Source organism: Clostridioides sp. GD02404, from assembly GCF_045898275.1.
Lineage (GTDB): Bacteria > Bacillota > Clostridia > Peptostreptococcales > Peptostreptococcaceae > Clostridioides > Clostridioides difficile_A.
Genome location: NZ_JBJOCA010000003.1, coordinates 97,503 through 121,850 on the forward strand (window position 1 = coordinate 97,503; position 24,348 = coordinate 121,850).

Below are 24,348 nucleotides of genomic sequence, written 5' to 3' on the forward strand. Positions count from 1 at the left end.
TACACCAATTTACTAAAAGTTATATTTTATAATTATCATCTGATTTAAGATATATATTCTTATACATTCTTCTCATATTTTGAAATTCTATTAACTAGTTTATCTCTTAATTTTCCAACTTCATCAAATCTCATATTAGGGATATAATAACTTTCTATAATATCATGTTTAGACTTCGCTCTCTTAAGATTTAATACAGCCCAACAAATTAAATCATCCAGAACTTTCTCATCAAATTTAATATCTTCTTCATATTTAAGTAATTTTTCTCTATTTAAAAATTGATTTAAATTAATGGTTTCCTCTTCTTTAAAAGTTGTGCTTGTAGTTATACCAATATCTAAGTCAGTCAATAGTACAGTCTCAACTTTCTCTGGTATAAGTGGATAATGATAAACTTCTACATTTAAACCTTTTTCAATAGCTTTCTTATACACTTTGTTTAATAATGTAGTTTTCCCAGTGCCTATTTCACCATCTAAATAATAAACCTTATTTACATCTTTTAATATGTTTTCTGTATAATCTAAACATCCTACAGGAGTTATAGCTGAACCAAATAAATGCTTCTCTCTTTTCAAATTTCCTGTGCTTTTAACTCCATCAAACAATTTTTTAATAAATTCTTCTGTAACTAGATTCACTTTACCATAATCCATACAATCAGAATATTTTTCCTCTATATCTCTAAAGATTGGTTCTGATGCTTTTAAAAATTTAAACGCTCTTTTAAATGCATTACTAATATCCTTATCGTATCCCGATATTTCTTGTCTATTTTTTTCCAACTCTTCTGTGTTCCAGTAATCACCTAAATTAATTATCTCGTCCAAAGCTCCTGGTAACTTTGGGTCCATAGTGTGTGGAGCAGTTGCATCCATAAGTACCACGCCTAATTCCTTTATAACTACACCGTCCAATGAACTTGGGTCAGAAGGACAGTTATATAATTCAATATCATATCCTCTACTTAAAAATTCTTTATAAATTTTTTTCATAAGTGAGGATTTTCCTACTCCAGGGCCACCTTTTAAACAAAAAACCCTTTTTACATTTTCAGGAATTATATATTCAAAAAAAGAATATGAGCCTTGTGATGTGTTTCCACCTGGAAATGCCTTCTTTACCTTTCCTTCCATATTAGCGCCTCCTCATAATTTACAATATCTCTTAATTAAGATATTAATATTATACGAGTTTTGTTACAACTTTATGCTTTTGATAAATCTAAAACTTATCATTTAATACCAATAAAAAATTAATTTTATCTAATTATAGTAGATTCTATACTATGTGATTTAACTTTTATATGCTTTTATCTGGAAGTCTAATTTAACTCTTTATACAGTAATATAGTTGTATCTTATTTAAATCCAATTGTTTCCATTGTGATTTTATGTTAAAATAATATTACAAAATACATCTGTTTTTCTTCAGAAACGGGTGAAATTCCCTATCGGCGGTAAAAGCCCGCGAGCCTTATGGCATAATTTGGTCAGATTCCAAAGCCGACAGTAAAATCTGGATGGTAGAAGAAAATAGTATATGAGTACCTTTATGTAATTTTACATGAGTAATCTATACAACTACTTCAACTACCGTATTTATTCATGAAATTAAACACATTCGAGGTACCTAAGATGTAGGTGCTTTTTTTGTTGTTTATTTTATAACTATTCTGTACTTATAAAATCTATTATATAAAAGATTGGAGTGTTATCATGAAACAAAAATGGATAGTATTAATTATAATCTGTATTGGTGTATTTATGTCTACTCTTGATGGAAGTATACTAAATATTGCAAATCCTACAATTGCTACTGACTTTAAAATTAACATGTCACAGATTCAGTGGGTTGTAACAGCTTATATGCTTGTCGTTACAGCAACTATGTTATTTTTTGGAAAGCTCGGTGATAAAGTAGGTTCAAATCGTCTATACACATTAGGATTTTTTGTATTCACAATAGGTTCTTTTCTGTGTAGTATATCACACAACTTATCTACATTAATTTCTTCAAGAATATTTCAAGCAGTTGGGGCAAGTATTTTAATGGCAACTGGACTTGGTATAGTTTCTAATGCATTTCCAGCAAACGAAAAAGGAAAGGCTATAGGAATCACTGGCGCTGTAGTTGGTATAGGAAATATGAGTGGTCCTGTAATTGGAGGTATACTTTTAGAACATTTTGGATGGCCTTCTATTTTTATTATCAATATACCTATTGGTATCGTAGCAGTTTTTCTTGGAATTAAATTTCTTCCTAGACCTACTTTAGATGAACAAAATAAGAGCTTTGATATTCTAGGTCTTCTGCTATTTGCAACTTGTACTACACTTATATTACTTGCGATGAATGGAAAAGGAAACACAAGATTGTATCTAGGTATAGCATCACTTATCATCTTCTTATTATTAGCATTAAGAGAAGTAAAATTTGAACAGAGCTTTATTGATTTACCTTTATTTAAAAATAGAAATTTCACTGTAGGCAATATTATTGGAATAGCTTGTTACTTCCCTCAAATGGCAGTATCTTTCCTACTTCCATTTTATTTAGAACAATTAAAAAATCTCTCTCCTATGATGGCTGGTTCTGTAATGACTGTCCATCCACTTATTATGGTACTTATAGCACCTATTGCAGGTTCTCTTTCTGATAAACATGGTGCAAAGAATATTCTAACAACATCTTTTTCATTTATGACTATTTCACTCGTTGGAATGGCACTTTTAAAAGCAGATTCACCATTATATCTTTTAATTGTATGTTTAGTTATTTTTGGACTAGGACTAGGTGCTTTTAGTTCACCAAACAATAGTAGCATTCTTGCAGATGTTCCTCCTCAGAAACAAGGATATGGAGGTAGCTTTCTTGCAACGGTTCGTAATTTATCATTTGCTCTTGGAACAGCATTTTTTAGTAGCTTCTTTGCACAAAGCCTTACATATAATCAAAATTTCAAAAGCCATACAGCAGCCTATGTTATAGCTAGTAATCAATCTTATTGGATTGCTGCAGCAGTATGCTTTATAGGACTTATACTAACTATTTTCTTTATGAGAAAAACAGAGAAATCTATTTCTTAGATAAAATTTATTTCTGATTTCATCAGTGACTAAGTTTTTAAATATACTAATTTATATCAAACCTTGCAGTTTTTTTAATTTATAACAATAAATTGCTAATATCTATTGTTTATAAACAACAAGGATGCCAAAAAATATCCATTAGAACTATTTTGAGGCATCCTATATTTTATTTTGATATTAATATAGTTATAACTAATCTACTGTTATCTCATATCCATGTTGATTATATTGGTTTACAATTTCTTCCCATAGTTCTTCAACACCAGTCTTTTTTAATGAGGAAACAGGGATTACTTTTTCGCTACTTTCCATTTGCAATTTTTTTCTTATTATGCTTATATGTTTTTGATATTGTCCTCTAGATATTTTATCTGCCTTAGTTGCAATAATCACACAGTTATATCCGAAGTGTTTTATCCATTCATACATAAGCTTATCATCTGCTGTAGGCTCATGTCTAATATCTACAAGTAGAAATATAGAACATAATTCTTGTCTACTTTCTAGATATCTTTCCATTATGCCTCCCCATTTTTCTTTTTCAGACTTAGCTATCTTTGCATATCCATAACCTGGAAGGTCCACAAAATAAAATTCATTATTTATTAGATAAAAGTTTATAGTTCTAGTTTTTCCTGGTGTTTGACTAGTTCTAGCAAAGTTTCTTCTATTAAGCAATGTATTTATTATTGATGATTTCCCAACATTTGACCTACCAGCTAATGCTATCTCTGGAATACCTTCTGCTGGATACTGTGATTTATTCACAGCACTCATAGTTATCTCTGAACTTCTAATTTTCATTCTTCTCACCACTCTTTAACAAAGCTTGTTCTAATACTTCATCCATATGTTCTACAAGTACAAACTCCATTTTTTCTTTTACATTTTCTGGTATCTCATCTAAGTCAGCTTCACATTCTTTAGGAATTAATACTTTTGTTATACCAGCTCTATGAGCTGCTAATAATTTTTCTTTAACTCCTCCTACAGCTAATACTCTACCTCTTAAAGTTATCTCTCCTGTCATAGCTATATTGCCTGGAACAGGTCTTTTAGTAAGTGCTGAAATTACTGCAAGAGCCATAGTTATACCAGCTGATGGTCCATCTTTTGGAACAGCGCCTTCTGGAATGTGTATATGAATATCATTTGTCTTATAAAAATCTGGGTCTATATCAAACTTATCCACTATTGACCTTATATAAGATATACCTGTCTTAGCAGATTCCTTCATAACATCTCCTAGCTTCCCAGTCAACACAATTTCGCCTTTACCTTTAAGTACATTTACTTCTACTTCAAGTGTAACTCCACCAACTGCTGTCCATGCAAGACCATTTACTAATCCTATTTGAGGATTAACTTCTGCAAGTTGATACTTAAACATGTCTTTTCCAAGATATGTCTCTAAGTCAGACTTATTTACAATAACTTCTTCAAGAGTTGGGTCTTCAACATATTTTTTTGCAACTTTTCTACAAATTTTACCAATAGTTCTTTCTAGTGTTCTTACACCTGCTTCTCTTGTATAATGATTTATTATACTTCTTAAAGTCTCATCATCCATTTTTATGAAGTTTTCTTTTAAAGCATGCTCTTTAATTTGTTTTGGAAGTAAATATTTTTTTGCTATATTTAATTTTTCCTCTTCTATATATCCAGATACTTCTATTATTTCCATTCTATCTAATAATGGTCTTGGTATATTACCTAGACTGTTTGCTGTTGTAACAAATAGTATTTTTGATAAATCAAAAGGTATTTCTAAGTAGTGGTCTACAAAATCCTTATTTTGCTCTGGGTCTAATACTTCTAGCATTGCTGAAGCTGGGTCTCCTTTATAATCTGCTGCCATTTTATCTATCTCATCAAATAAAAATACAGGATTTTTTGTTTGTGCTTCTTTTACTCCATTGATTATTCTTCCTGGAATTGAACCTACATAAGTTCTTCTATGACCTCTTATTTCTGCTTCATCTCTAACTCCACCTAAAGATATTCTTACAAACTTTCTATTCAATGCTCTAGCTATTGATTTTACTATAGATGTCTTTCCTGTTCCTGGAGGACCAACTAGACATATTATAGGACCTTTAAGTGATTTAGCAAGTGTTCTTATAGCTAAGTATTCTAGTATTCTTTCTTTTACTTTCTCTAATCCATAATGGTCTTCATCTAATATAGCATTTGCCTTATTTATATCCAGCTTATCTTTTGTTTCCTTATTCCATGGCAATGAAAATATAGTATCCAAGTAGTTTCTACTTACAGATACATCTGGAGACATTGAAGATATCTTTGAAAATTTATCTATTTCTTTTTCTATTTTTTCCTTAGTTGTCTTAGGTGCTTTTATTTTTTTAAGCTTTTCTCTGTATTCATCAGCTTCAGAATTTATATCTTCTTCTTCACCTAATTCTTTTTGTATTGCTTTTAGTTGTTCTCTAAGGTAATATTCTTTTTGAACTTTATTCATCTGTTTTTTAACTCTTAAAGTTATCTTCTTCTCTATTTTTAGTATATCTATCTCCTCTAATAATATAGAATAAATAAGCTCAAGTCTTTTCTTAATATCAAATTCTTCTAATATTTCTTGTTTTTGGCTTGACTTTAGATATATATTGGCAGCTATTGTATCTATAAATCTATCAACATCTTCTATATCAGCCAAAGATATTAATATTTCTGGTGATACTCTGTTTCCGATATTTATATACTCTTCAAAGGCATCAAATACATTTCTTACAAATGCTTCAATTTCAACTTCTGTCTCACTATCTAAATTGTCACTATCAAAGACTATTTCTTCTATTACTGCTTTGAAATACCCTTCTTCTTGTTCTATTTGTTTTACCCTACCCCTTGATACACCTTCAACCAAAACACGAACTGTATCTCCTGGTAATTTTATCATTTGTTTAACTTTACAAATTGTCCCTACATGATAGAAATCATCTTCTCCTGGCTCATCGACTTCAGCTTCTTTTTGAGATGTTAAAAATATAAGTTCTTCCTCCATCATAGCTTGGTCTAAAGCTTTAAGAGATATCTCTCTTCCTATATCAAAATTTAATATCATATATGGAAATATTGCTAATCCTCTTAGAGGAATTAATGGTAATTCATGATCTATTTTAGTATAATTTTGTTCCATCAACATTACTCCTTTTCTAGTCTAATTATTTTGATTTTAATATTATATATTCGAACAAGTTAATTTTCAACATTAATGATAAATTCTTAGCATATTATATTACTATTTTATTATGATATAATATTAATGTTAGTATACTTAGATGTTATTTATCTTTTGGAGGTTTCTATTATGTTGAAATTGTTTTTAACTTTTTTAAAAATCGGTGCGTTTACGTTTGGTGGTGGATACGCTATGGTTCCTCTTATACAAGATGAACTTGTAAACAAACAAAAGCTTTTAGAGCAGGAAGAATTTATTGATTTTCTATCCATAGCTCAAAGTTACCCTGGAGTACTGGCAGTTAATATATCTGTATTATTAGGATATAAACTTTATGGTATACCAGGAGTTCTTATATGTACCTTAGGCTCTGCTTTACCATCATTTTGTATAGTATTAGTCTTATCATATCTATATTTTAAAAATTCATCATCTAAAATTTTAGATGGATTTTTTAAAGGAGTTGCCCCTGTCGTAATAGCTCTTATATTGTATTCTTTTACGAGCATGTTTAAGAAACTGCCAAAGTCTAGAACTAACATACTACTATTAATTATAGCAGTTTTATCTGTTGGTGTATTCAATATAAGCCCTATTTATTTAATAATTGGAGGAGGTGTATATAGTCTATGTCAGAAATAACACTACTCTTTTTAATATTCCTTAAAATAGGAGCCTTTAGTTTTGGTGGTGGATATGCCATGCTGCCATTTATTCAACAAGAATTTATATCTAAATACCACCTAATAACTAATCAAGAATTCTTGGATTTACTTGCTATATCACAATCTACACCAGGCCCTGTAGCAATAAATAGTGCTACATTTGTAGGGTTTAAGACTGCAGGTTTTTTTGGTTCTCTGTCTGCAACTATTGGTGTAACGATTTTTGCATTAGTAGGTCTAACTATTATATCAAAGTTATTTTCTAAGTTCAAAAATAATAAAAAAGTAGAAAACTTATTGATGGTTCTTAGACCAATTACTTTAGGATTCATATTATCGGCAGCTTTTTCATCTGCCAAAGAAGTTAATTGGGACTTATATGGAATAATTGCATTTATAGTATCCTTTTACCTTTTATATAAAGGAAAAATTGGTTCTATTGCAATTGTATTCGTCTTTGGTGTTCTAGGTATATTACTCTCATTTTTATAATGTAATATCTAGTTTTATATTAAGCATATTAACATAAAAAAAGGAGCCTTTAAAGCTCCTTTTCATCATCTTATGCACTTTCCTCTTGATCCTTAAGTACTATGATAGGATTTACTGAGTCTTCGTTCACAGATTTCTCTGTTACTATAACCTTCTTTATATTATCTCTAGATGGTACCTCAAACATAGTCTCCATCATTACGCTTTCAACTATACTTCTAAGCCCTCTAGCTCCTGTATTTCTTTCTATAGCTTTTTTAGCTATTGCACGAAGAGCACCTTCTTCAAATTCTAGTTCAACATCATCCAACTCCAATAGTTTTTTATACTGTTTTACTAGAGCATTTTTAGGTTCCTGTAATATCTGCATCAATGCATCCTCATCCAGTAATTCTAAAGTAGCTAAAACTGGTATTCTTCCTATAAATTCAGGTATTATACCATATTTTAATAAATCCTCTGGAAGTACTTTTTCATATAGCTTTCCTAAATCTAATTCTTTCTTACTTTCTATCTTAGCTCCAAAACCTAGTGTTTTATCTCCACCACGTTTTTGGATTATTTTTTCTAATCCATCAAAAGCTCCACCTAGTATAAACAATACATTAGTAGTATCTATCTTTAGGAATTCTTGATGAGGATGTTTTCTTCCTCCTTGTGGTGGAACATTTGCAACAGTACCCTCTAATATTTTTAGAAGGGCTTGTTGAACACCTTCACCACTTACATCTCTAGTTATAGATGGATTTTCAGATTTTCTTGCAATTTTGTCTATCTCATCTATATATATTATACCTCTTTCAGCTTTTTCTATATCAAAATCAGCAGCTTGAATAAGTTTTAGAAGTATGTTTTCAACGTCTTCTCCAACATATCCAGCTTCAGTTAATGATGTAGCATCAGCCATTGCAAAAGGTACATTAAGAGTTCTTGCTAGAGTTTGAGCAAGTAATGTCTTTCCAGAACCAGTAGGTCCTAGTAAAAGTATATTACTCTTTTGAATTTCTATATCCTTGTTACTAGATTTTTTACTGTATATTCTCTTGTAATGATTATAAACTGCAACTGATAAAGCTTTTTTAGCTTTTTCTTGACCTATTACATAATCATTTAGAATCTCCATCATTTCCTTTGGCTTTGGTAATGATGTAGTATCTTCATCTATAGTATCTTCTATTTCTTCTTGAATAATTTCGTCACAAAGTTCAACACACTCGTCACAAATATATACATTTGGACCTGCAATTAATCTTCTTACTTGATCTTGATTTTTACCGCAGAATGAACACTTTAATTGTCGTTTTTCTTCATATTTAGACATATTAACACCTCTCTCTATCTACGGTCTCTTTGTAAATACTTCATCTATTAAACCATATTCTTTGGCTTCTATTGCACTCATGAAGTTATCACGTTCAGTATCCATTTTTATTTTCTCTAATGGCTGACCAGTTCTTTCAGATAATATCTCATTTAGAGTTTCTTTTATTTTTAAAATTCTTTTTGCATGAATTTCTATATCTGTCGCTTGACCTTGAGCTCCACCTAATGGTTGATGTATCATTATTTCACTATTTGGTAGTGCTAGTCTTTTTCCTTTTGCTCCTGCTGCCAACAAGAATGCTCCCATAGAAGCAGCCATACCTATACATATAGTGCTTACATCTGGTTTGATGTATTGCATAGTATCATATATAGCCATTCCAGAAGTTATACTTCCTCCTGGAGAATTTATATATAAATGTATATCTTTGTCTGGGTCTTCAGCTTCTAAAAATAATAGCTGTGCTACTATAAGCCCTGCTGTGGCATCGTTAACTTGATCTCCTAAGAAGATTATTCTGTCTTTTAATAGTCTAGAAAAAATATCATAAGATCTTTCTCCTCTTCCTGTTTGTTCAACAACTACAGGTACTAATGCCATGGTTTCATACCCCCTTTATTCTATATAATTTACAGTAGCTTTTTTTAAGCTACTGTAAATTATTATACGCATTTAACTAAATTATATTTGCACATCATTATATACTAAACATTCTATAACGTCAACTATATTAGTTAGCGTTTATTTTATTAAGCTATTGTTGCATTCTCAACTAATAAATCTATTGTTTTTCTTATCTTTATTTGTCCTTTTATATCTTCTTTATCAGCATCTCTTAAAGAAGCTTCTATTTTGTCTATTTCCATATTGTAAGCAGAAGCCATTTTTTCTAACTCAGCTTTAAATTCTTCTTCTGTTGCTTCAATTCCTTCAGCTTTAGTTATTGCTTCTAATACTAGAGAAGATTTAACTAATTTTTTAGCATCTTCTTTTCTTTCTTCTCTTAATTCTTCCATAGTTCTACCAGTCATCTCTAATAATTGTTGTAATCCAAATCCTTGATATTGTAATTGGTAGTTAAGTTCATTTAACATATTATCTATTTGATGTTGTACCATAACTTCTGGTATTTCTATTTCTGTATTTTCAGCAACTTTTTCTACTACTGAATTTCTAGTTTCTGCATCTGCTCTATTTTTAGCTTCTTCTTCTAATTTAGCTCTTACATCTGCTTTTAATTCATCTAAAGTGTCAAATTCGCTAGTATCTTTAGCAAATTCATCATCTAATGCAGATAATTCTTTTACTTTTACATCATTTATTTTCACATTAAATACAACTGGTTTTCCAGCTAAATCTTGTGAGTGATATTCTTCTGGGAAAGTAACATTAACTTCTACTTCTTCACCAGCTTTTTTACCTACTAATTGTTCTTCAAATCCTGGTATAAATGTGTTTGAACCTATAACTAAGTTATAATTTTCACCTTTACCACCTTCAAAAGCCACACCATTTTCAAAACCTTCAAAGTCTATTATAGCTGTGTCTCCATCTTCTAAAGCCTTGTCTTCTACACTTACTAATCTAGCATTTTTTTCAACCATTTCTTGTAGTTTAGCTTCAACATTTTCGTCACTTACAGTATTCTCAACCTTAGCTATTTCTATACCCTTGTAGTTTCCTAATTCAAACTCTGGTTTAACTTCTACATTAAGAACCATAACTAATCCATTATCTTTGCTTATTTCCTCTATATCTAAATCTGGATTGTCTATTGGGTCTATATCTAATTCCTTGATAGCTTCTGGATAAACTTCTGGGAATAATATTTCTATAGCATCATTATAGAATATGCCTTTTCCGTATTGAGTCTCTATAACAATTCTTGGAGCTTTACCTTTTCTAAATCCAGGTATATTGTATTTATTTCTGCTTTTATTATAAGCCTTATTTACTGCTGCTTCAAATTTATTGTTATCTACTGTTATTTTTAAAGTAACTTTATTACCCTCTTTTTTAATTAGTTCTGCTTTCATCCTTCTAATCCTCCTAGTGATATTTATGTAATACCCGATAATGGTATCATAATTCATTCTATTTATAATTCAACCACTTAATTATATCACATAAGTTTTTTTATTTACAAGTGTTCCATTAATATCGTTGCACTTATTTGATAAAATTTAATTTTTTGAGTGTTTTTTGCCGTTTTTTTGGATAAATACACCCTTATATACGTATTTCTTCAATATTTATGTCATCATCTTCTATGTCCATAATAACAAAACTTTTATACGATACTCCTCTTGGAAGTGAAGTACTTCCAGGATTTATGTAAAGCACATTATCTTTAATTTCTCTAAACGGAGTATGGGTATGACCAAATATAACTATATCAGCTCCAACTTCACTTGCCTTGTTTTCTAACATCTGTGTTCCGTATTTTACACCATACTTATCTCCATGGCATAAAAATATAGTTTTATTTGCTACTTCAAAGACAACTTCTTCCTCAACAGCATCAAAGTCACAATTACCTTTAACTGCAATGATTCCCACATTAGTCATGCTGTAAATATATCTTGAGTCTGTAAAATTGTCTCCTGCATGAATTATTAGGTCACATTCTTTCAAATATGGTATTGCTTTTTCCATATTTTTAATCATCATATGTGTGTCACTTACTATACCTATCTTCATTACTTCACTACCCTTTTTATAAACTCTTGTTTCATAAGTTTTAGTGCATTTGCTCTGTGGCTGATTGAATTTTTTATAACACTAGGTATCTCACCAAAGGTTTTATTATATCCTTTTACTATAAATAAGCTATCATATCCAAAGCCATTTTTACCCTTTTCTTCAAAACCTATTGTTCCTTCACAGATTCCTCTTACTACAAACTCTTTTCCATCTGGGAAAACTACTGCTATTGCAGAGACGAATCTTGCATTTCTTTTACTAATTGGTATATTTTGCATAGATTTTAATAGCTTTTCTCTATTTTCTTCATCTGTTGCATGTTCTCCTGCATATCTAGCTGAATAAACACCAGGTTTTTTGCCTAAAGCATCTACTTCTAAACCTGAATCGTCTGATATTGCTATAAGTTTAGTTTTTTTAGCTATTGTTCTAGCTTTTATTAATGCATTATGCTCAAATGTTTTTCCATCCTCAACTATTTCTATACCTGCTAGGTCAACATCTTTTAAAGAATACACTGTATATTCAAAGTCTTTTAAGATTTCACCTATTTCTTCTAACTTATGAGCATTATTAGTAGCAATTACTACTTCATTACCATACTCCATACCTAATATCTCATCTGCTATTTCACCTAAAGCTTCTCTTTGAAACCTTATTAATTCTTTATTCCCTTTTTCTCCTAACTCTAACAATAAATTTAAATCTTTTCTCGAAAAAGGTTTCTCTTCTCCAGTCCCCTGTACTTCTACAAACTCACACTTATCAGTCATTATTATATTCATATCTACCTGTGCTTTAGAATCTTCTTCATAACATAAATCCAACATATGTGTTTCATTTACTATTCCAACACTAATTGCAGATACAAAATTTGTTATTGGCATTTCTTTTATTGTCTTTGCTTTATACAATTTATATATTGCTTCTGCAACTGCCACAAAGGCTCCTGTTATAGACGCTGTTCTAGTTCCTCCATCAGCTTGTATAACATCGCAATCTACCCAAATAGTTCTTTCACCTAATTTATTCAAATCTACAACAGACCTTATTGCTCTTCCTATCAATCTCTGTATCTCTTGTGTTCTTCCGTCGATTTTCCCCCTAGATGCATCCCTTATCTTTCTTTGTTGTGTTGCTCTTGGTAACATAGAATATTCAGCATTTATCCATCCAGTACCACTATTTCTCAAAAAAGGAGGTACTTTCTCTTCTACTGATGCAGTACATATAATCTTTGTCTCTCCCATTTCTATAAGAACAGAGCCTTCTGCATACTTTGTATAATTTCTGCTTATCTTTACAGGTCTTATCTGGTCATTACTTCTATCATAACTTCTGGTCATTTTTAATATCCTTTCTTATATTTTTTATATTTTATAAAGTTATTTTTTATAATTTTTAATTTAATCAAATATTATATTGTTTTTTTATAATCTCATTAGCTTACTGAACTATTCTATCATTAATTATAGTAGTTTTCTAGTAAATTAAACGACTTTTTAGCCCTCTAATATAGCTTTTACTTCATCTTTCGATGATAAATTCAATAATTCTAAAAAACTATCTTCATCTATAACTTTAATTCCTAAATCATTTGCTTTAGTAAGTTTAGAGCCAGCTTCCTCCCCTGCCAAAACAAATGTTGTCGATTTACTTACACTAGATGTAGCTTTTCCACCTCTTTTTTCTATCATATCTTTTGCATCATTTCTTTTTAATGTAGGAAGTGTACCAGTCAATACTATTTTCATTCCTTCAAATATCTTTTCTACATTTTCGCCTGTATTATCCAATGATTTTGTGTTTACTCCTACACTTTTCAACTTGTTTATAACATTTATATTTTTGTCTTCCTTAAAAAACTCTACAACGCTGTTTGCCATTATACTTCCGAATTCCTCTAATTCTTCCAGTTGCTCACTTGTTGAAGAAATTACATCATCTAAATCCTTAAAGTTAGATGCAAGTATTTTAGCTGCTTTAACTCCTATAAATTTGATACCTAATCCATTTATAAGTCTCCATAAATCATTTTCTTTTGACTTTTCAATTGAATTTATTAAATTATCAGCAGACTTTTCACCCATTCTCTCTAGGTCGACTACATCTTCCTTTTTTATATAGTATAAATCAGATACATCTTGGATTATTTTTTCATTTAGCAATAATGTAATTATAGATTCTCCTAGACCATCTATATTCATTGCATCTCTTGATACAAAGTGTATAATTCCCCTTCTTATTTGAGCTGGACAAGACATATTTATACACTTTATAGCAGCCTCCCCTTCTAATCTTACTGTTGGTTCTGAACATACAGGGCATTTTTCTGGCATCTTAAAATCTATTTCATCTCCAGTACGTTCTTCTGTTATAACTTCTAAAACTTGAGGTATTATATCGCCTGCTTTTTGAACTAATACTGTGTCATTTATCTTTATATCTTTTTCTCTTATATAATCTTCATTATGAAGTGTAGCTCTACTTACAGTAGTACCTGCAAGTCTGACTGGTTCAAGTATTGCTGAAGGTGTTATTGTACCTGTTCTACCAACTTCTACTATTATATCTATTATTTTAGTTTTTTTCTTTTCTGCTGGAAACTTATATGCAATTGCCCATCTAGGGCTTTTTGCTGTATATCCCATTTCTTCCCTCTGTTTTATATTGTTTACTTTTATTACCATACCATCTATCTCATATTCCAAATTACCTCTATTCTCCGTCCAGTATTCAATATGTTCAATAACTTCATCGATATTTTTACAAACTTTATAACTTTGGCTTACTGAGAATCCTAATTCTTCTAAATACTCTAGGGATTCACTGTGACTTTTTAAATCATATTCTTCTATATTTTCCATATTAAATATAAATATATCTAAAGGTCTTTTGGCAGTTAATTTTGGGTCTAATTGTCTTAATGAGCCTGCTGCAAGGTTTCTTGGATTCGCAAATAAAGGCTGTTCTTGTTCTTCTTGTTGTTCATTTACTTTTCTAAAATTATCTTTCGAGATATATACTTCTCCTCTAACTATTAGTTCTTTTTTGTCATTTATTTTAAGAGGTATACTTTTTACTGTCATCAAATTGTGAGAGATATCTTCTCCTACAATCCCATCTCCTCTAGTTGCACCTTTTTCGAACTCTCCATTATTATAAGTAAGACCTACAGAAAGACCATCTATTTTAAACTCAACAACATATTCAACATTGTCTCCTACATATTCTTGAACCCTCTTGTCAAAATCTTTTAAGTCCTGTTCTGAAAAAGCATTCGATAGACTTAACATAGGAGCTTTATGAACAATTTGATTGAATTTGTCTAATGGCTTACCTCCTACCCTATTTGTTGGAGAATCAATTCTCTTTAGTTCGGGATTTTCTTCTTCTAAAAAAATTAATTCTTTCATTAATTTATCATATTCATAGTCTGATATTTCTGGGCTATCCTGATTATAATACCTTTCATTATGGTAGTTTATTTTTTCTATAAGTTTATTAATCTCATCTTTAACGCTCACTTTTACACCTCTTTATATTTTTTAAATTAAATTATTTTAAGATTTCCTTATAATTGATTATTTCCTATTTATACATTTTTTAGTATATCACTTTTTTGACTTTAAATTTATTACAAAAAAGTGCTTATCCAAAAATCTACACATAATGTAGGAACTCTTCCTCAATTCTGTAGATATTGTTAGAAAGTATAATTATTGTGTCTCTTTGTTTTTCAATTGCATAAGTTTCATTCTCAAAATACTAAGTATTCTATGTTGAGTTGCCATAGAACATAAAGTAGTTGTGATTTACTAAATTAAAAAAGGAGTTAGACTTAAAATTTGATTAGAAAAAATCAATTTTAAGACAACCCCTTTTATTTTCATTAAATTTTTTATGTTTAATAACCTCTTGATATATCTACAACATTATCTATAGGTTTATTCTCCATTATATAGTGTTTCAAATTATTATAAACCATATTAAATGTTCTTTCCTTATTCTTATCAGATACCCAAGAATTATGAGGAGTTACTATGACATTTTCGCACTCCCATAACTTATTCTCTTGGCTTAAAGGTTCACTTTCAAATACATCTAATGCTACTCCTCTAAATTTTTCTACGCATTCTTCTAAATCTTTCTGATTAACTGTATTTCCTCTGCCAACATTAATAAATACAGAACCCTCTTTCATAAGTTTAAACATGTCTTTGTTTACTATTCCATCTGTACTTTTTGTAGAAGGCATTGCTACTACAACTATGTCACATTCTTCAAATACAACATTCATATCATCAGTAGCAAAACATTTATCAAAGTATTTTTTACTACTTCCATCAGTGTTTACTCCCCATATTTCTAAGCCAAAAGCCTTCAATCTTTTAGCTGCTTCTGATGATATAGTACCTGTTCCGAGAAATCCAACTCTTTGCCCATATAATTCTGATACAGAAAAATCCATCTTCCATTCTTTGTTTTGTTGCTGTTTAAAAAACTTTGCACTATTTTTATAGATTTCTAAAATATACATAACTATGCTTTCACCAATAGGTATACTATATCCACCTCTATTATTTGCTATTTTAATATCTCTCTTTAATACTTCTTCTTTTGGAAGTTGGTCTATACCTACACTAGTTGTCTGTATATACTTTAAATCTTTCATTTTAGAAATATCTAGTCTGCTAAATGGATTATATGTAACTAGTACATCTGCAGTATTTACATCTTCATTATTTTCAATACTATCTTCAGAGTAGTGTATAACATCATATCCTAATTCACTTATTTTCTCGAACTTCTCTTTTCCATAATTTATTGTAAATAAAACTTTCATCTTAATCTCCTCCATCTACTCACATTAAAACTTTTATATCCTACAGTACAATATGATACTTAATGTATATTAGTTAAACTCACTAGAAGATGTCTCAAATTTATTTATGCTCAATTGTTTTTCCTAAGACCATTGCATTACGTTCTTGAACTAAATTTTCTATTAAATTATTTAATGTCCAATCAATAGATGTTTCAGTTACCATAGCTGTAAAAGGCTTATTTATCCTCACTTTTTTTAATCCTTCCAAAAATGCATTCACTTGTGTACTTGGAATGTTATTAAATATCACAGACTTACTCTTAATTCCATTTTCACATTTATTTGATGTATTTCCATCCAAAATATCTCTAATTATGTCATCCCCATTTTTATCGCTTAAGATAATGTGGTCTCTTATTCCAGCAAAATTACTAACATTTTTAATTAGTGATAATTCTTTTTTATTAAAATTTACAAACATGATACACTTTCTATTGTGTATTTTATCTAGATTATTATTATTTATTTTTTCAAATGACATTTCATCCATCCTTTCATTTATCTATCTATATATGTTAATTTACCTCATCCGTTTAAAATAATCAATTTTTAATAGAGAATTTTTATATTAATACCCAAAATTACATTTAAATAGCTACACTATCCAAAACTAATCTGTAAAACTGGAATAATTAGATTAATATTTACAAATCCTAATCTAAAGGAGAGATACAATGAATACACTAAATAATAAATTTAGCATTAAAAACTTTTCAAACGCTTGGGTTATAGTACTTGGTTGTATGTTGATACAGGCTATTCCATTTAATCTCGTAGCTACTATACAACCTCAGTTTATAAGTTATGTTGTTGAAGGGGAAGGCTTTAGTTTGGCATCTTTTTCTCTAATATTCACCATTGGTACGATTGCTTCAGCAATTGTATCACCTTTTATTGGTAAATTGTTTTCTAAAGTCAATCTTAAGACACTCTATTTATTAGGCTGTATAATTTCTAGTATTGCTTTTGCTACTTTTTCTATATGTACTAAGCTATGGCAATTTTATACTTTATCATGTATTGTGCAAGTTGGTGCTACAATTATATCTGCTATAGGTATACCTGTTTTAATAAGTGCTTGGTTTGATGAAGAAAGTAAAGGAAAGGCTCTAGGATTTGCTTTTGCTGGTGGTTCTATTGGTAGTATATTTCTACAACCACTTGTAGTTCGTTTATTAGCATCTCAAGGATATAGTCGCTCTTATCTAATATTTGGGATTGCAGCATTGATAATTGGTATACCTATAATATTATTCATACTTAGAATGCCTAAGGATGCCAGTGAAATAGTAAGGTCTAAAGGAAAAAAAGAGAACTCATCCGATGCAATTTCTTCTTCAGTATGGGGTTATACGTTGAAAGAAGCTAAAAAAATTAAATATTTTTGGATTATGGCAATTGGATTTATATTTGTAGGTATATATGTTTCATCATTATCTGTACAATATCCAACTTACCTTAGAAATTATCTAAATCCAATTTTAGTAGGAACAGTAGGCTCCGTTTTTGCTTTATTCGCTCTCATTGGTAATATATTTGGAGGATTACTGTTTGATAAATTTGGTCAAGTAAAGCCACTTATTGTAGCTTTCATATTAGTCCTTGTAGCTACTTTATCACTACTACTTGTAGATAAATCTTCTACTTTTGCATTTGTGTTTGCTACCTTAAAAGGGCTTTCTGTATTTGCTTATATGATTGGACCCGCTTATTTAACAGGTACTTTCTTTGGCCAAAAAGAGTTTGGTAGTATATATGGAATCGTACAATTAATTTTTGCAGTAGGCTTTGCATTAGGTTCGACATTATTTGGATTACTAGTTGATAACTTTGGTTATAGATTTTCTTGGTACATCATAATTTTATCAGTTATAATTGCTTATACTTTACTTATTATAACTTCTATAGGAATGAAAAAAATGAATAGAGAAAGGCTCGATAAACTAATGCAATAATTGATTTTTTAATATATAAACAATAATTAAAAAGATGGAACTCTTAATAATAAAGAGAGCTCCATCTTTTTATATATTACAATATAGCTAACTTTCTTTTGTTTTTAACTTTGCTATCTATATCCTCATCCTTAACTATAGTAAATGCTTTAGTTGGACAGACATTTACACATGCAGGTCCTTCTGGAGATTCTATACAAAAATCACATTTATTTGCTGTCATTCTTTCTCTAAAACAAAGCTTTCCTTCGTCTATGTCTTTTAATGTAACTATATCTATTGCACCTATAGGACATGCTAACATACAAGTCTTACATCCTATACAATTTTCTTCATTTATTTTTATTGTGTTCCCTATCCTAACTATACCACCATTTGGACATGCCTTTGCACAAGGAGCATCTTCACAATGTCTACATTGTATTGGGGCACTAACTTCCTTTGTCTTTATAACAGAAAGTTTTGGGTTAAAATTTATCTCATCTGGGTTTTTGTAAAAAATATCCTCATCTGAATGTGCAACTACACATCCTATCATACAAGTTCTACATCCTATACACTTATCAGGGTCCGCTATAACAAAATAGTTCATTACTTAGCCACTTCCTTTCCTATACAATATGTAGTGTGTAATAAATGATGAGATTTTTCTCCTAATGGTTCTACTAGATATTCATCATACAATTTTTTAATCTCAGGGTTCTCATGAGATTTTCTAACTGCCAAATGCTCATCATGCACATATGTTGCCTTTGTTCTATTTTCATAGGCTAATTCTTTATATTCTTCTAGTAAAATTTTTGGTTGACCTCCGCCACTTACACATCCAACAGGACAAGTCATAACTTCAATAAAATCTACATCTAATTTTCCTTTTTCTAAATCTTCAAGTACTGGTATTACATTTTTTAGTCCACTCACTACTCCAACTCTTAGATCTAAATCTCCTATCTTAATAGTTGACTTTCTAAAACCATTCTCTCCTCTTACTTGTTTTACTTCTACATTAGGAATACTTTCTCCAGTTATAAGCTCATAACCAGTTCTTATAGCCGCTTCCATAACTCCACCAGTAACACCAAATATAGTTCCAGCTCCACTATAGCTACCTAAAGGACTATCAAACTTTTCTTCTCTTAAGTTTTTGAAATCAATTCCCATATCTTTTATTAGATAAGCTAATTCTCTTGTAGTTAACACTACATCTACATCTCTATATCCACTAGAATCCATTTCTTCTCTATCACATTCATATTTTTTACATGTACATGGCATTATAGAAACACTAAATATTTTTGATGCATCTATATTATTTATTTCTGCACCATAAGTTTTAAATATTGCACCACCCATCTGTTGAGGTGATTTACAAGAAGATAAATGATTAGTTAATTTAGGATAATTTTTTTCCATAAACTTTACCCATGCTGGACAACAAGATGTAAACATTGGAAGAGTTCCACCTTCTGTCACCCTTTTAATCAACTCGCTACCTTCTTCCATAATAGTCAAATCTGCTGCAAAGTTAGTATCATATACTCTATCAAAATTTAAAGCTCTAAGTGCTGCTGCCATTTTGCCAGCACCTAGGTATCCTAGATAATATCCAAAATCTTCACCTAAAGCTACTCTAACTGCAGGTGCACATTGAACCATAGTAAATACATTTGGGTCATTTAAAGCCTTTTTAACCTTATCTACATCACATACATTATATGCTGCAAATATAGGTTCATTTATAGATTCTGGTATATCTCTTTCTTCTTTTTTACTTTGCAAAAATTCGAATCCTTCATCTATGACTGAGGCATATGATTTACAAGTTTGAACACATTGACCACACATAACACATCTATCTAAATTTATTTCTTGTGGTTTTCCCTCTTCACCTTCAATAGCATTTACTGGACAGACTTTGGAACATTCTCTACATCCAGTACATAAATCTTTATCTATATTTATTATCATAAACGTCACCTACCCCTGTATCCTTTATTTATTTGTTAACAATAAGCTAAGTGCAGCCTGTATATTCTTAGCCTTTTTGTCATCTATTGGAGTAACAAGTTTTAAAGCTTCCTGAGGACATGCACTTACACAAGCTATCTTTTCATTGTCTTTACATAAGTCACATTTATAAGCTATTTTTTTATTTTCTTCTAAAATTACTTGTTCTACTTCTTTACCATCTTCATATTGTGGAAGTAAATCTATAGCTCCAAAAGGACATGCTAGCAGACAAGTTTTACATCCTATACATTTTTCTTCATTTACAGACATAATGTTATTTTCTTTGATTATAGCTTTTTGTGGACATGAGTTTAGACAAGGAGCATCTTCACAGTGTCTACATTGTATCGGCATACAGAAAGTATCACCTTTTACCAAATAAAGTCTAGGTATAACAGGTATATCAACCGTTCCAACTGTATAACCTACATTGTTATGTTGATTATGCATTGTAAAACAAGCTACTTCACAAGCTCTACAACCTGTACATTTGTTTGGGTCTGCTATTACAAAAGAGCCTATTTTATTTTTCATATTATCCCACCTTTCAATTTGTATATTTCTAAATCCCTAGTTATTTTTCATTATATATATTTATATATTTTAAGATTTTCTCAGTACTTATATTTCGCTTACATTTTTTACACAAATTGTATGTGTTTTCATATACTTTATCAGTGTCATCAATTAATACTCCACAGATTTCACACTTTGAATATTTTTGTTCTTCTTTTTTAGCACACATATACTCAGTCTCACTTTTTGATAACTCTCTGTGGGTTTGCATAAATATTCATTCGTCTTCCTCTCACAAACCCAATAAGAGTTATATTTAATTTTTTAGAAAGCTCTATTGATAAATTAGTTGGTGCTGATTTTGATACTACAATAGGAATTTGGGTCATAGCCGCTTTCAATATCATCTCTAATGATATTCTTCCACTTACTGCTATAATTTTATCTTTCAAGGATATCTCATTTAAGACACAAAATCCAATTGCCTTGTCCATTGCATTATGTCTAGCCACATCTTCACAGGTTACTATATTTTTATTGTAATTAAATATGGACACACTGTGCACTCCACCTGTGTTTTTGAATAAGTATGACGAATTTAAATTTCTATCCATTATGCTATAAACTGTATCATAATTTATTTTTATATCACTCTCTACAGGAGTACATTTTATATAGTCTAGTGAATTCAAAAATATAATTTGCTCATCTTTGCTTTCCTGTTTATTTTGAATATTTACTTTTGCAAAACGTTCCTTCTCATTTATCTCCAAGCTCAATAAACTTCTTTTGTTTTCTATATATCCCTTTGTTTTCAAAAAACCAACTACAAGTTCTTCTAAATTATATGGCGTACATAAAAATGTATTTACATATTTATCATTCAAAATAAAACTAAGCGGATATTCTGCAATTATTTCTTCATTGTCTGTTGATAGTTCATATTCATTTACTTTGTTTATTTCTACATTAAAAGAATTTAAATATTTATAATCCACTAGACTATAACTGTTTTCAAAAACTTCATCTTTGCTGTTTTCTTGTAATTTAGTTTTTGAGTATATATTATTCATAAAATATTAGCCTTTCCGCTTTTTATAAATCTTTATTACAATTAACTACTAAATATTTGTAGCAGTCATTTTATCTTTAAGATTTTGATACTCTTCTTTCACACATTTTTCTGCTAATTCTTGGTCTTCAAGTTTCTCCAGTTTAACAGCGCAATATTTATATTCTGGTGTTTTAGATATAGGGTCCAAGTTTGCTATTGTAAGTTCATTACAAGCTCCAACCCACCACTGATAAGTCATATACGTTGCACCTTCCTTAACTCTATCAGTAACTGTTGCTCTTGTTATTACACTTCCTCTTCTTGAACTGATTCTAACTAGTTCATCATCTTCAATCCCTAGTTTCTCGGCATCATTACAATTTATTTGAACACGACCTGGTTCATCTTCTAATGAACTAAGAGTTCTACAGTTACCAGTCATAGTTCTTACTGAATAATGCCCAACTTCTCTTACAGTACATAAACTAAATGGATACTCATCATCTTCAACTTCCATAGGAGGTCTCCACTCAGCAGCAAATAAATTACCTTTTCCATTAGGAGTAGAAAACTTCTGACCTTCATATAAATACATAGTTCCTTTATCTTCTACACTTTCACTCTTACAAGGCCACTGAACACTCCCTTGAGCTTCTATTTTTTCATAAGTGGCACCTAAGAAGCTTGGACATAATTGTCTAAGTTCATCCCATATTTCTTTAGTGTTTTTATAGTTCATAGGGTATCCCATTGCTGTAGAAATTTCGCTTATAATTTGCCAATCTGGTTTTACATCTCCTTGTGGCTCTATAGCCTTTCTCATCAACTGGAATCCTCTATCTGCACATGTATATACTCCTTCATGTTCTCCCCAAGAAGTAGCTGGAAGTATAACATCAGCATGAAGCGCTGTTTTATTCATAAATATATCTTGAACAACTACAAACTCCAACTCATCTAGTGCTTCTCTAACTTCTGATGCATCTGGGTCACTTTGTACTGGGTCTTCTCCAAATATATAATAAGCCTTAAGCTTTTTCTCTTTTAGTACTAAATTTGGAACTTGAGTTAAACTATAACCATTATTAGGAGATAACTTTACTCCCCAAGCGTTTTCAAACTTTTCTCTTATCTTATCATCAGTTACATTTTGATACCCTGGATATACATTAGGAAGAGCTCCCATATCACAAGCCCCTTGAACATTATTTTGTCCACGTACAGGTCCTATTCCAACGCTTTCTCTACCAAAGTTACCTGTAAGTAAAGCAATTGATGCAAGTCCTTTAACTACATCAACAGCTTGTCCAAATTGACAGACACCCATTCCATAAAGTATCATAGCTTTCTTACCTTTTGCATATTCCCTCATAGCTTTTCTTATAAGCTCTTCTGGAATTCCTGTAATCTTTTCAGCATATTTAGCTGTATATGGTTTAACAATTTCTTTATATTCATCAAAACCTTGTGTATGATTTTGAACAAAATCTTTATTATAAAGACCTTCTTCTATCAAGACATTTCCAAAAGCATTTACTAAAACCATGTTTGTTCCACCTTTTATAGGTAGATGTATATCCGCAATTCTTGCAGATTCAGTTAGTCTAGGGTCAGTAACAATTAGTTTAGCTCCATTTTTTTTAGCTTTTACTATTCTATTTGCTACTATTGGATGTGAATCTGCTCCATTATATCCAAATATAAATAAGACATCTGCATTTTCTATCTCTGGTATAGAATTTGACATTGCACCACTACCTAATGAGTAAGCCAGACCGGCTACAGATGGTGCATGTCAGACACGAGCGCAATGGTCAACATTATTAGTTCCTACTGCAGCTCTCATAAATTTTTGCATTATATAGTTTGCTTCATTACCAGGTCCTCTTGCGGAACCTGTTCCCATAATAGAATCAGGGCCATATTTTTCTTTAATTTCATTTAATCTTGAAGCTGTGTAACTTATAGCTTCATCCCATTCAACCTCTTCTAATACACCTTGTTTTCTTATCATTGGCTTTTTTAGCCTAGGTGTTAAAATTTTAGGGTCATTTAGAAAATCCCATCCATAACGACCTTTTAAGCACAAACTTTCTTGATTTGTTCTACCATTGGCTGGCTCAGCTCTTAATATCTTATTGTCTTTTACCACTAGATATAGTTGGCATCCAGCTCCACAGTATGGACAAACTGTTAAAATTTTTTTCTCCATACATTTCCCCCCTTAGATTTATCCCCTGATAAGTAAAATTTACCTTAAAGATAATGAAATGTTTTTATAATATGCAAAATTACAAATATTTTGCAATACTATCTATTAAATTCAACAATTTTCTCACAATTCCTTTTATATTTTTAAAAAAAATATGTCATAATAATCTTTATATTTCAACTATCTAATTAAAATATTCTAGCTCTTATGACATATTTTTTAATATACGCTTATT

General features: G+C 30.3%; 21 protein-coding genes and 1 riboswitch. Of the genes, 4 read left to right on the forward strand and 17 right to left on the reverse strand.

Going from position 1 to position 24,348, the window contains the following annotated elements:
- Window positions 1-59: 59 nt before the first annotated feature.
- Window positions 60-1,139 (reverse strand): ATP-binding protein, encoded by a 1,080-nt coding sequence (locus Q3287_RS03225; RefSeq protein ID WP_407963515.1) that lies wholly within the window; start codon window positions 1,137-1,139, stop codon window positions 60-62.
- Between the two features lie 286 nt (window positions 1,140-1,425).
- A riboswitch (FMN riboswitch) is annotated at window positions 1,426-1,541 on the forward strand.
- 180 nt (window positions 1,542-1,721) lie between these two features.
- On the opposite strand from Q3287_RS03225, the gene Q3287_RS03230 reads away from it, so the two are divergent.
- On the forward strand, window positions 1,722-3,092 hold the full coding sequence (locus tag Q3287_RS03230; protein WP_407963516.1) for an MFS transporter: 1,371 nt from the start codon (window positions 1,722-1,724) through the stop codon (window positions 3,090-3,092).
- 195 nt (window positions 3,093-3,287) lie between these two features.
- Here the strand turns inward: Q3287_RS03230 and yihA are convergent, their stop codons facing one another.
- Together yihA and lon are read right to left on the reverse strand one after the other, a co-directional pair.
- Complete coding sequence (yihA, locus tag Q3287_RS03235; protein WP_054271740.1) at window positions 3,288-3,899, reverse strand: ribosome biogenesis GTP-binding protein YihA/YsxC; 612 nt, start codon at window positions 3,897-3,899, stop codon at window positions 3,288-3,290.
- Entirely contained in the window at window positions 3,889-6,252 is a 2,364-nt protein-coding gene (gene lon / locus Q3287_RS03240) for an endopeptidase La (protein WP_054277659.1), read from the reverse strand. Before lon ends, yihA begins: the two co-directional genes overlap by 11 nt.
- Window positions 6,253-6,423: 171 nt before the next feature.
- Between lon and Q3287_RS03245 the strand changes: the two genes are divergently transcribed.
- Window positions 6,424-6,936, forward strand: coding sequence for a chromate transporter (locus tag Q3287_RS03245; protein WP_021386213.1), 513 nt, complete (start codon window positions 6,424-6,426; stop codon window positions 6,934-6,936).
- Window positions 6,924-7,451, forward strand: a complete 528-nt coding sequence (locus tag Q3287_RS03250; protein WP_054271742.1) for a chromate transporter — start codon at window positions 6,924-6,926, stop codon at window positions 7,449-7,451. The genes Q3287_RS03245 and Q3287_RS03250 overlap by 13 nt, the downstream gene beginning before the upstream one ends.
- Before the next feature lie 70 nt (window positions 7,452-7,521).
- Here the strand turns inward: Q3287_RS03250 and clpX are convergent, their stop codons facing one another.
- The 8 genes from clpX to Q3287_RS03290 all read right to left on the reverse strand — a co-directional run bounded on the left by clpX (window position 7,522) and on the right by Q3287_RS03290 (window position 16,847).
- Window positions 7,522-8,772 (reverse strand): ATP-dependent Clp protease ATP-binding subunit ClpX, encoded by a 1,251-nt coding sequence (gene clpX, locus Q3287_RS03255; RefSeq protein WP_054271743.1) that lies wholly within the window; start codon window positions 8,770-8,772, stop codon window positions 7,522-7,524.
- Window positions 8,773-8,790: 18 nt separating this feature from the next.
- Complete coding sequence (clpP, locus tag Q3287_RS03260) at window positions 8,791-9,375, reverse strand: ATP-dependent Clp endopeptidase proteolytic subunit ClpP (RefSeq protein ID WP_021386274.1); 585 nt, start codon at window positions 9,373-9,375, stop codon at window positions 8,791-8,793.
- A 149-nt stretch (window positions 9,376-9,524) separates the two neighbouring features.
- Window positions 9,525-10,811, reverse strand: a complete 1,287-nt coding sequence (tig, locus tag Q3287_RS03265; RefSeq protein WP_054277661.1) for a trigger factor — start codon at window positions 10,809-10,811, stop codon at window positions 9,525-9,527.
- 193 nt (window positions 10,812-11,004) lie between these two features.
- Window positions 11,005-11,475, reverse strand: a complete 471-nt coding sequence (locus Q3287_RS03270; RefSeq protein ID WP_054277662.1) for a metallophosphoesterase — start codon at window positions 11,473-11,475, stop codon at window positions 11,005-11,007.
- The gene (gene rph, locus Q3287_RS03275) at window positions 11,475-12,824 is read right to left on the reverse strand and encodes a ribonuclease PH (RefSeq protein ID WP_407963517.1); all 1,350 of its coding nucleotides are present in this window, start codon (window positions 12,822-12,824) and stop codon (window positions 11,475-11,477) included. The genes Q3287_RS03270 and rph overlap by 1 nt, the downstream gene beginning before the upstream one ends.
- A gap of 156 nt (window positions 12,825-12,980) precedes the next feature.
- Window positions 12,981-15,005 carry an NAD-dependent DNA ligase LigA gene (gene ligA, locus Q3287_RS03280; protein ID WP_407963518.1) on the reverse strand — a complete coding sequence of 675 codons (2,025 nt, stop codon included), beginning with the start codon at window positions 15,003-15,005 and terminating at the stop codon, window positions 12,981-12,983.
- Between the two features lie 380 nt (window positions 15,006-15,385).
- Complete coding sequence (locus Q3287_RS03285) at window positions 15,386-16,324, reverse strand: phosphoglycerate dehydrogenase (RefSeq protein WP_054271748.1); 939 nt, start codon at window positions 16,322-16,324, stop codon at window positions 15,386-15,388.
- Between the two features lie 100 nt (window positions 16,325-16,424).
- Window positions 16,425-16,847 carry a DUF3783 domain-containing protein gene (locus Q3287_RS03290; RefSeq protein WP_407815430.1) on the reverse strand — a complete coding sequence of 141 codons (423 nt, stop codon included), beginning with the start codon at window positions 16,845-16,847 and terminating at the stop codon, window positions 16,425-16,427.
- A gap of 193 nt (window positions 16,848-17,040) precedes the next feature.
- Here Q3287_RS03290 and Q3287_RS03295 point away from each other — a divergent pair, with 193 nt between their 5' ends.
- Window positions 17,041-18,321, forward strand: coding sequence for a conjugated bile salt MFS transporter (locus Q3287_RS03295; protein WP_054271750.1), 1,281 nt, complete (start codon window positions 17,041-17,043; stop codon window positions 18,319-18,321).
- 76 nt (window positions 18,322-18,397) lie between these two features.
- Here Q3287_RS03295 and Q3287_RS03300 read toward each other — a convergent pair whose 3' ends face one another.
- The 6 genes from Q3287_RS03300 to fdhF are packed head-to-tail and all read right to left on the reverse strand — an operon-like array spanning window position 18,398 to window position 24,113.
- Entirely contained in the window at window positions 18,398-18,913 is a 516-nt protein-coding gene (locus Q3287_RS03300; RefSeq protein ID WP_054271751.1) for a 4Fe-4S dicluster domain-containing protein, read from the reverse strand.
- Complete coding sequence (locus tag Q3287_RS03305) at window positions 18,913-20,289, reverse strand: [FeFe] hydrogenase, group A (RefSeq protein ID WP_407963519.1); 1,377 nt, start codon at window positions 20,287-20,289, stop codon at window positions 18,913-18,915. Before Q3287_RS03305 ends, Q3287_RS03300 begins: the two co-directional genes overlap by 1 nt.
- Window positions 20,290-20,313: 24 nt before the next feature.
- Window positions 20,314-20,865: a 4Fe-4S dicluster domain-containing protein gene (locus Q3287_RS03310; protein WP_407963520.1), complete on the reverse strand. Its 552-nt coding sequence runs from the start codon at window positions 20,863-20,865 to the stop codon at window positions 20,314-20,316.
- Between the two features lie 40 nt (window positions 20,866-20,905).
- A complete protein-coding gene (locus tag Q3287_RS03315) occupies window positions 20,906-21,118 on the reverse strand; it encodes a hypothetical protein (protein ID WP_200908124.1) in 213 nt (70 codons plus the stop codon).
- Window positions 21,087-21,920, reverse strand: coding sequence for a formate dehydrogenase accessory sulfurtransferase FdhD (fdhD, locus tag Q3287_RS03320; protein WP_407963521.1), 834 nt, complete (start codon window positions 21,918-21,920; stop codon window positions 21,087-21,089). The genes Q3287_RS03315 and fdhD overlap by 32 nt, the downstream gene beginning before the upstream one ends.
- A gap of 48 nt (window positions 21,921-21,968) precedes the next feature.
- Window positions 21,969-24,113, reverse strand: coding sequence for a formate dehydrogenase subunit alpha (fdhF, locus tag Q3287_RS03325; RefSeq protein ID WP_079740432.1), 2,145 nt, complete (start codon window positions 24,111-24,113; stop codon window positions 21,969-21,971).
- Window positions 24,114-24,348 lie beyond the last annotated feature (235 nt).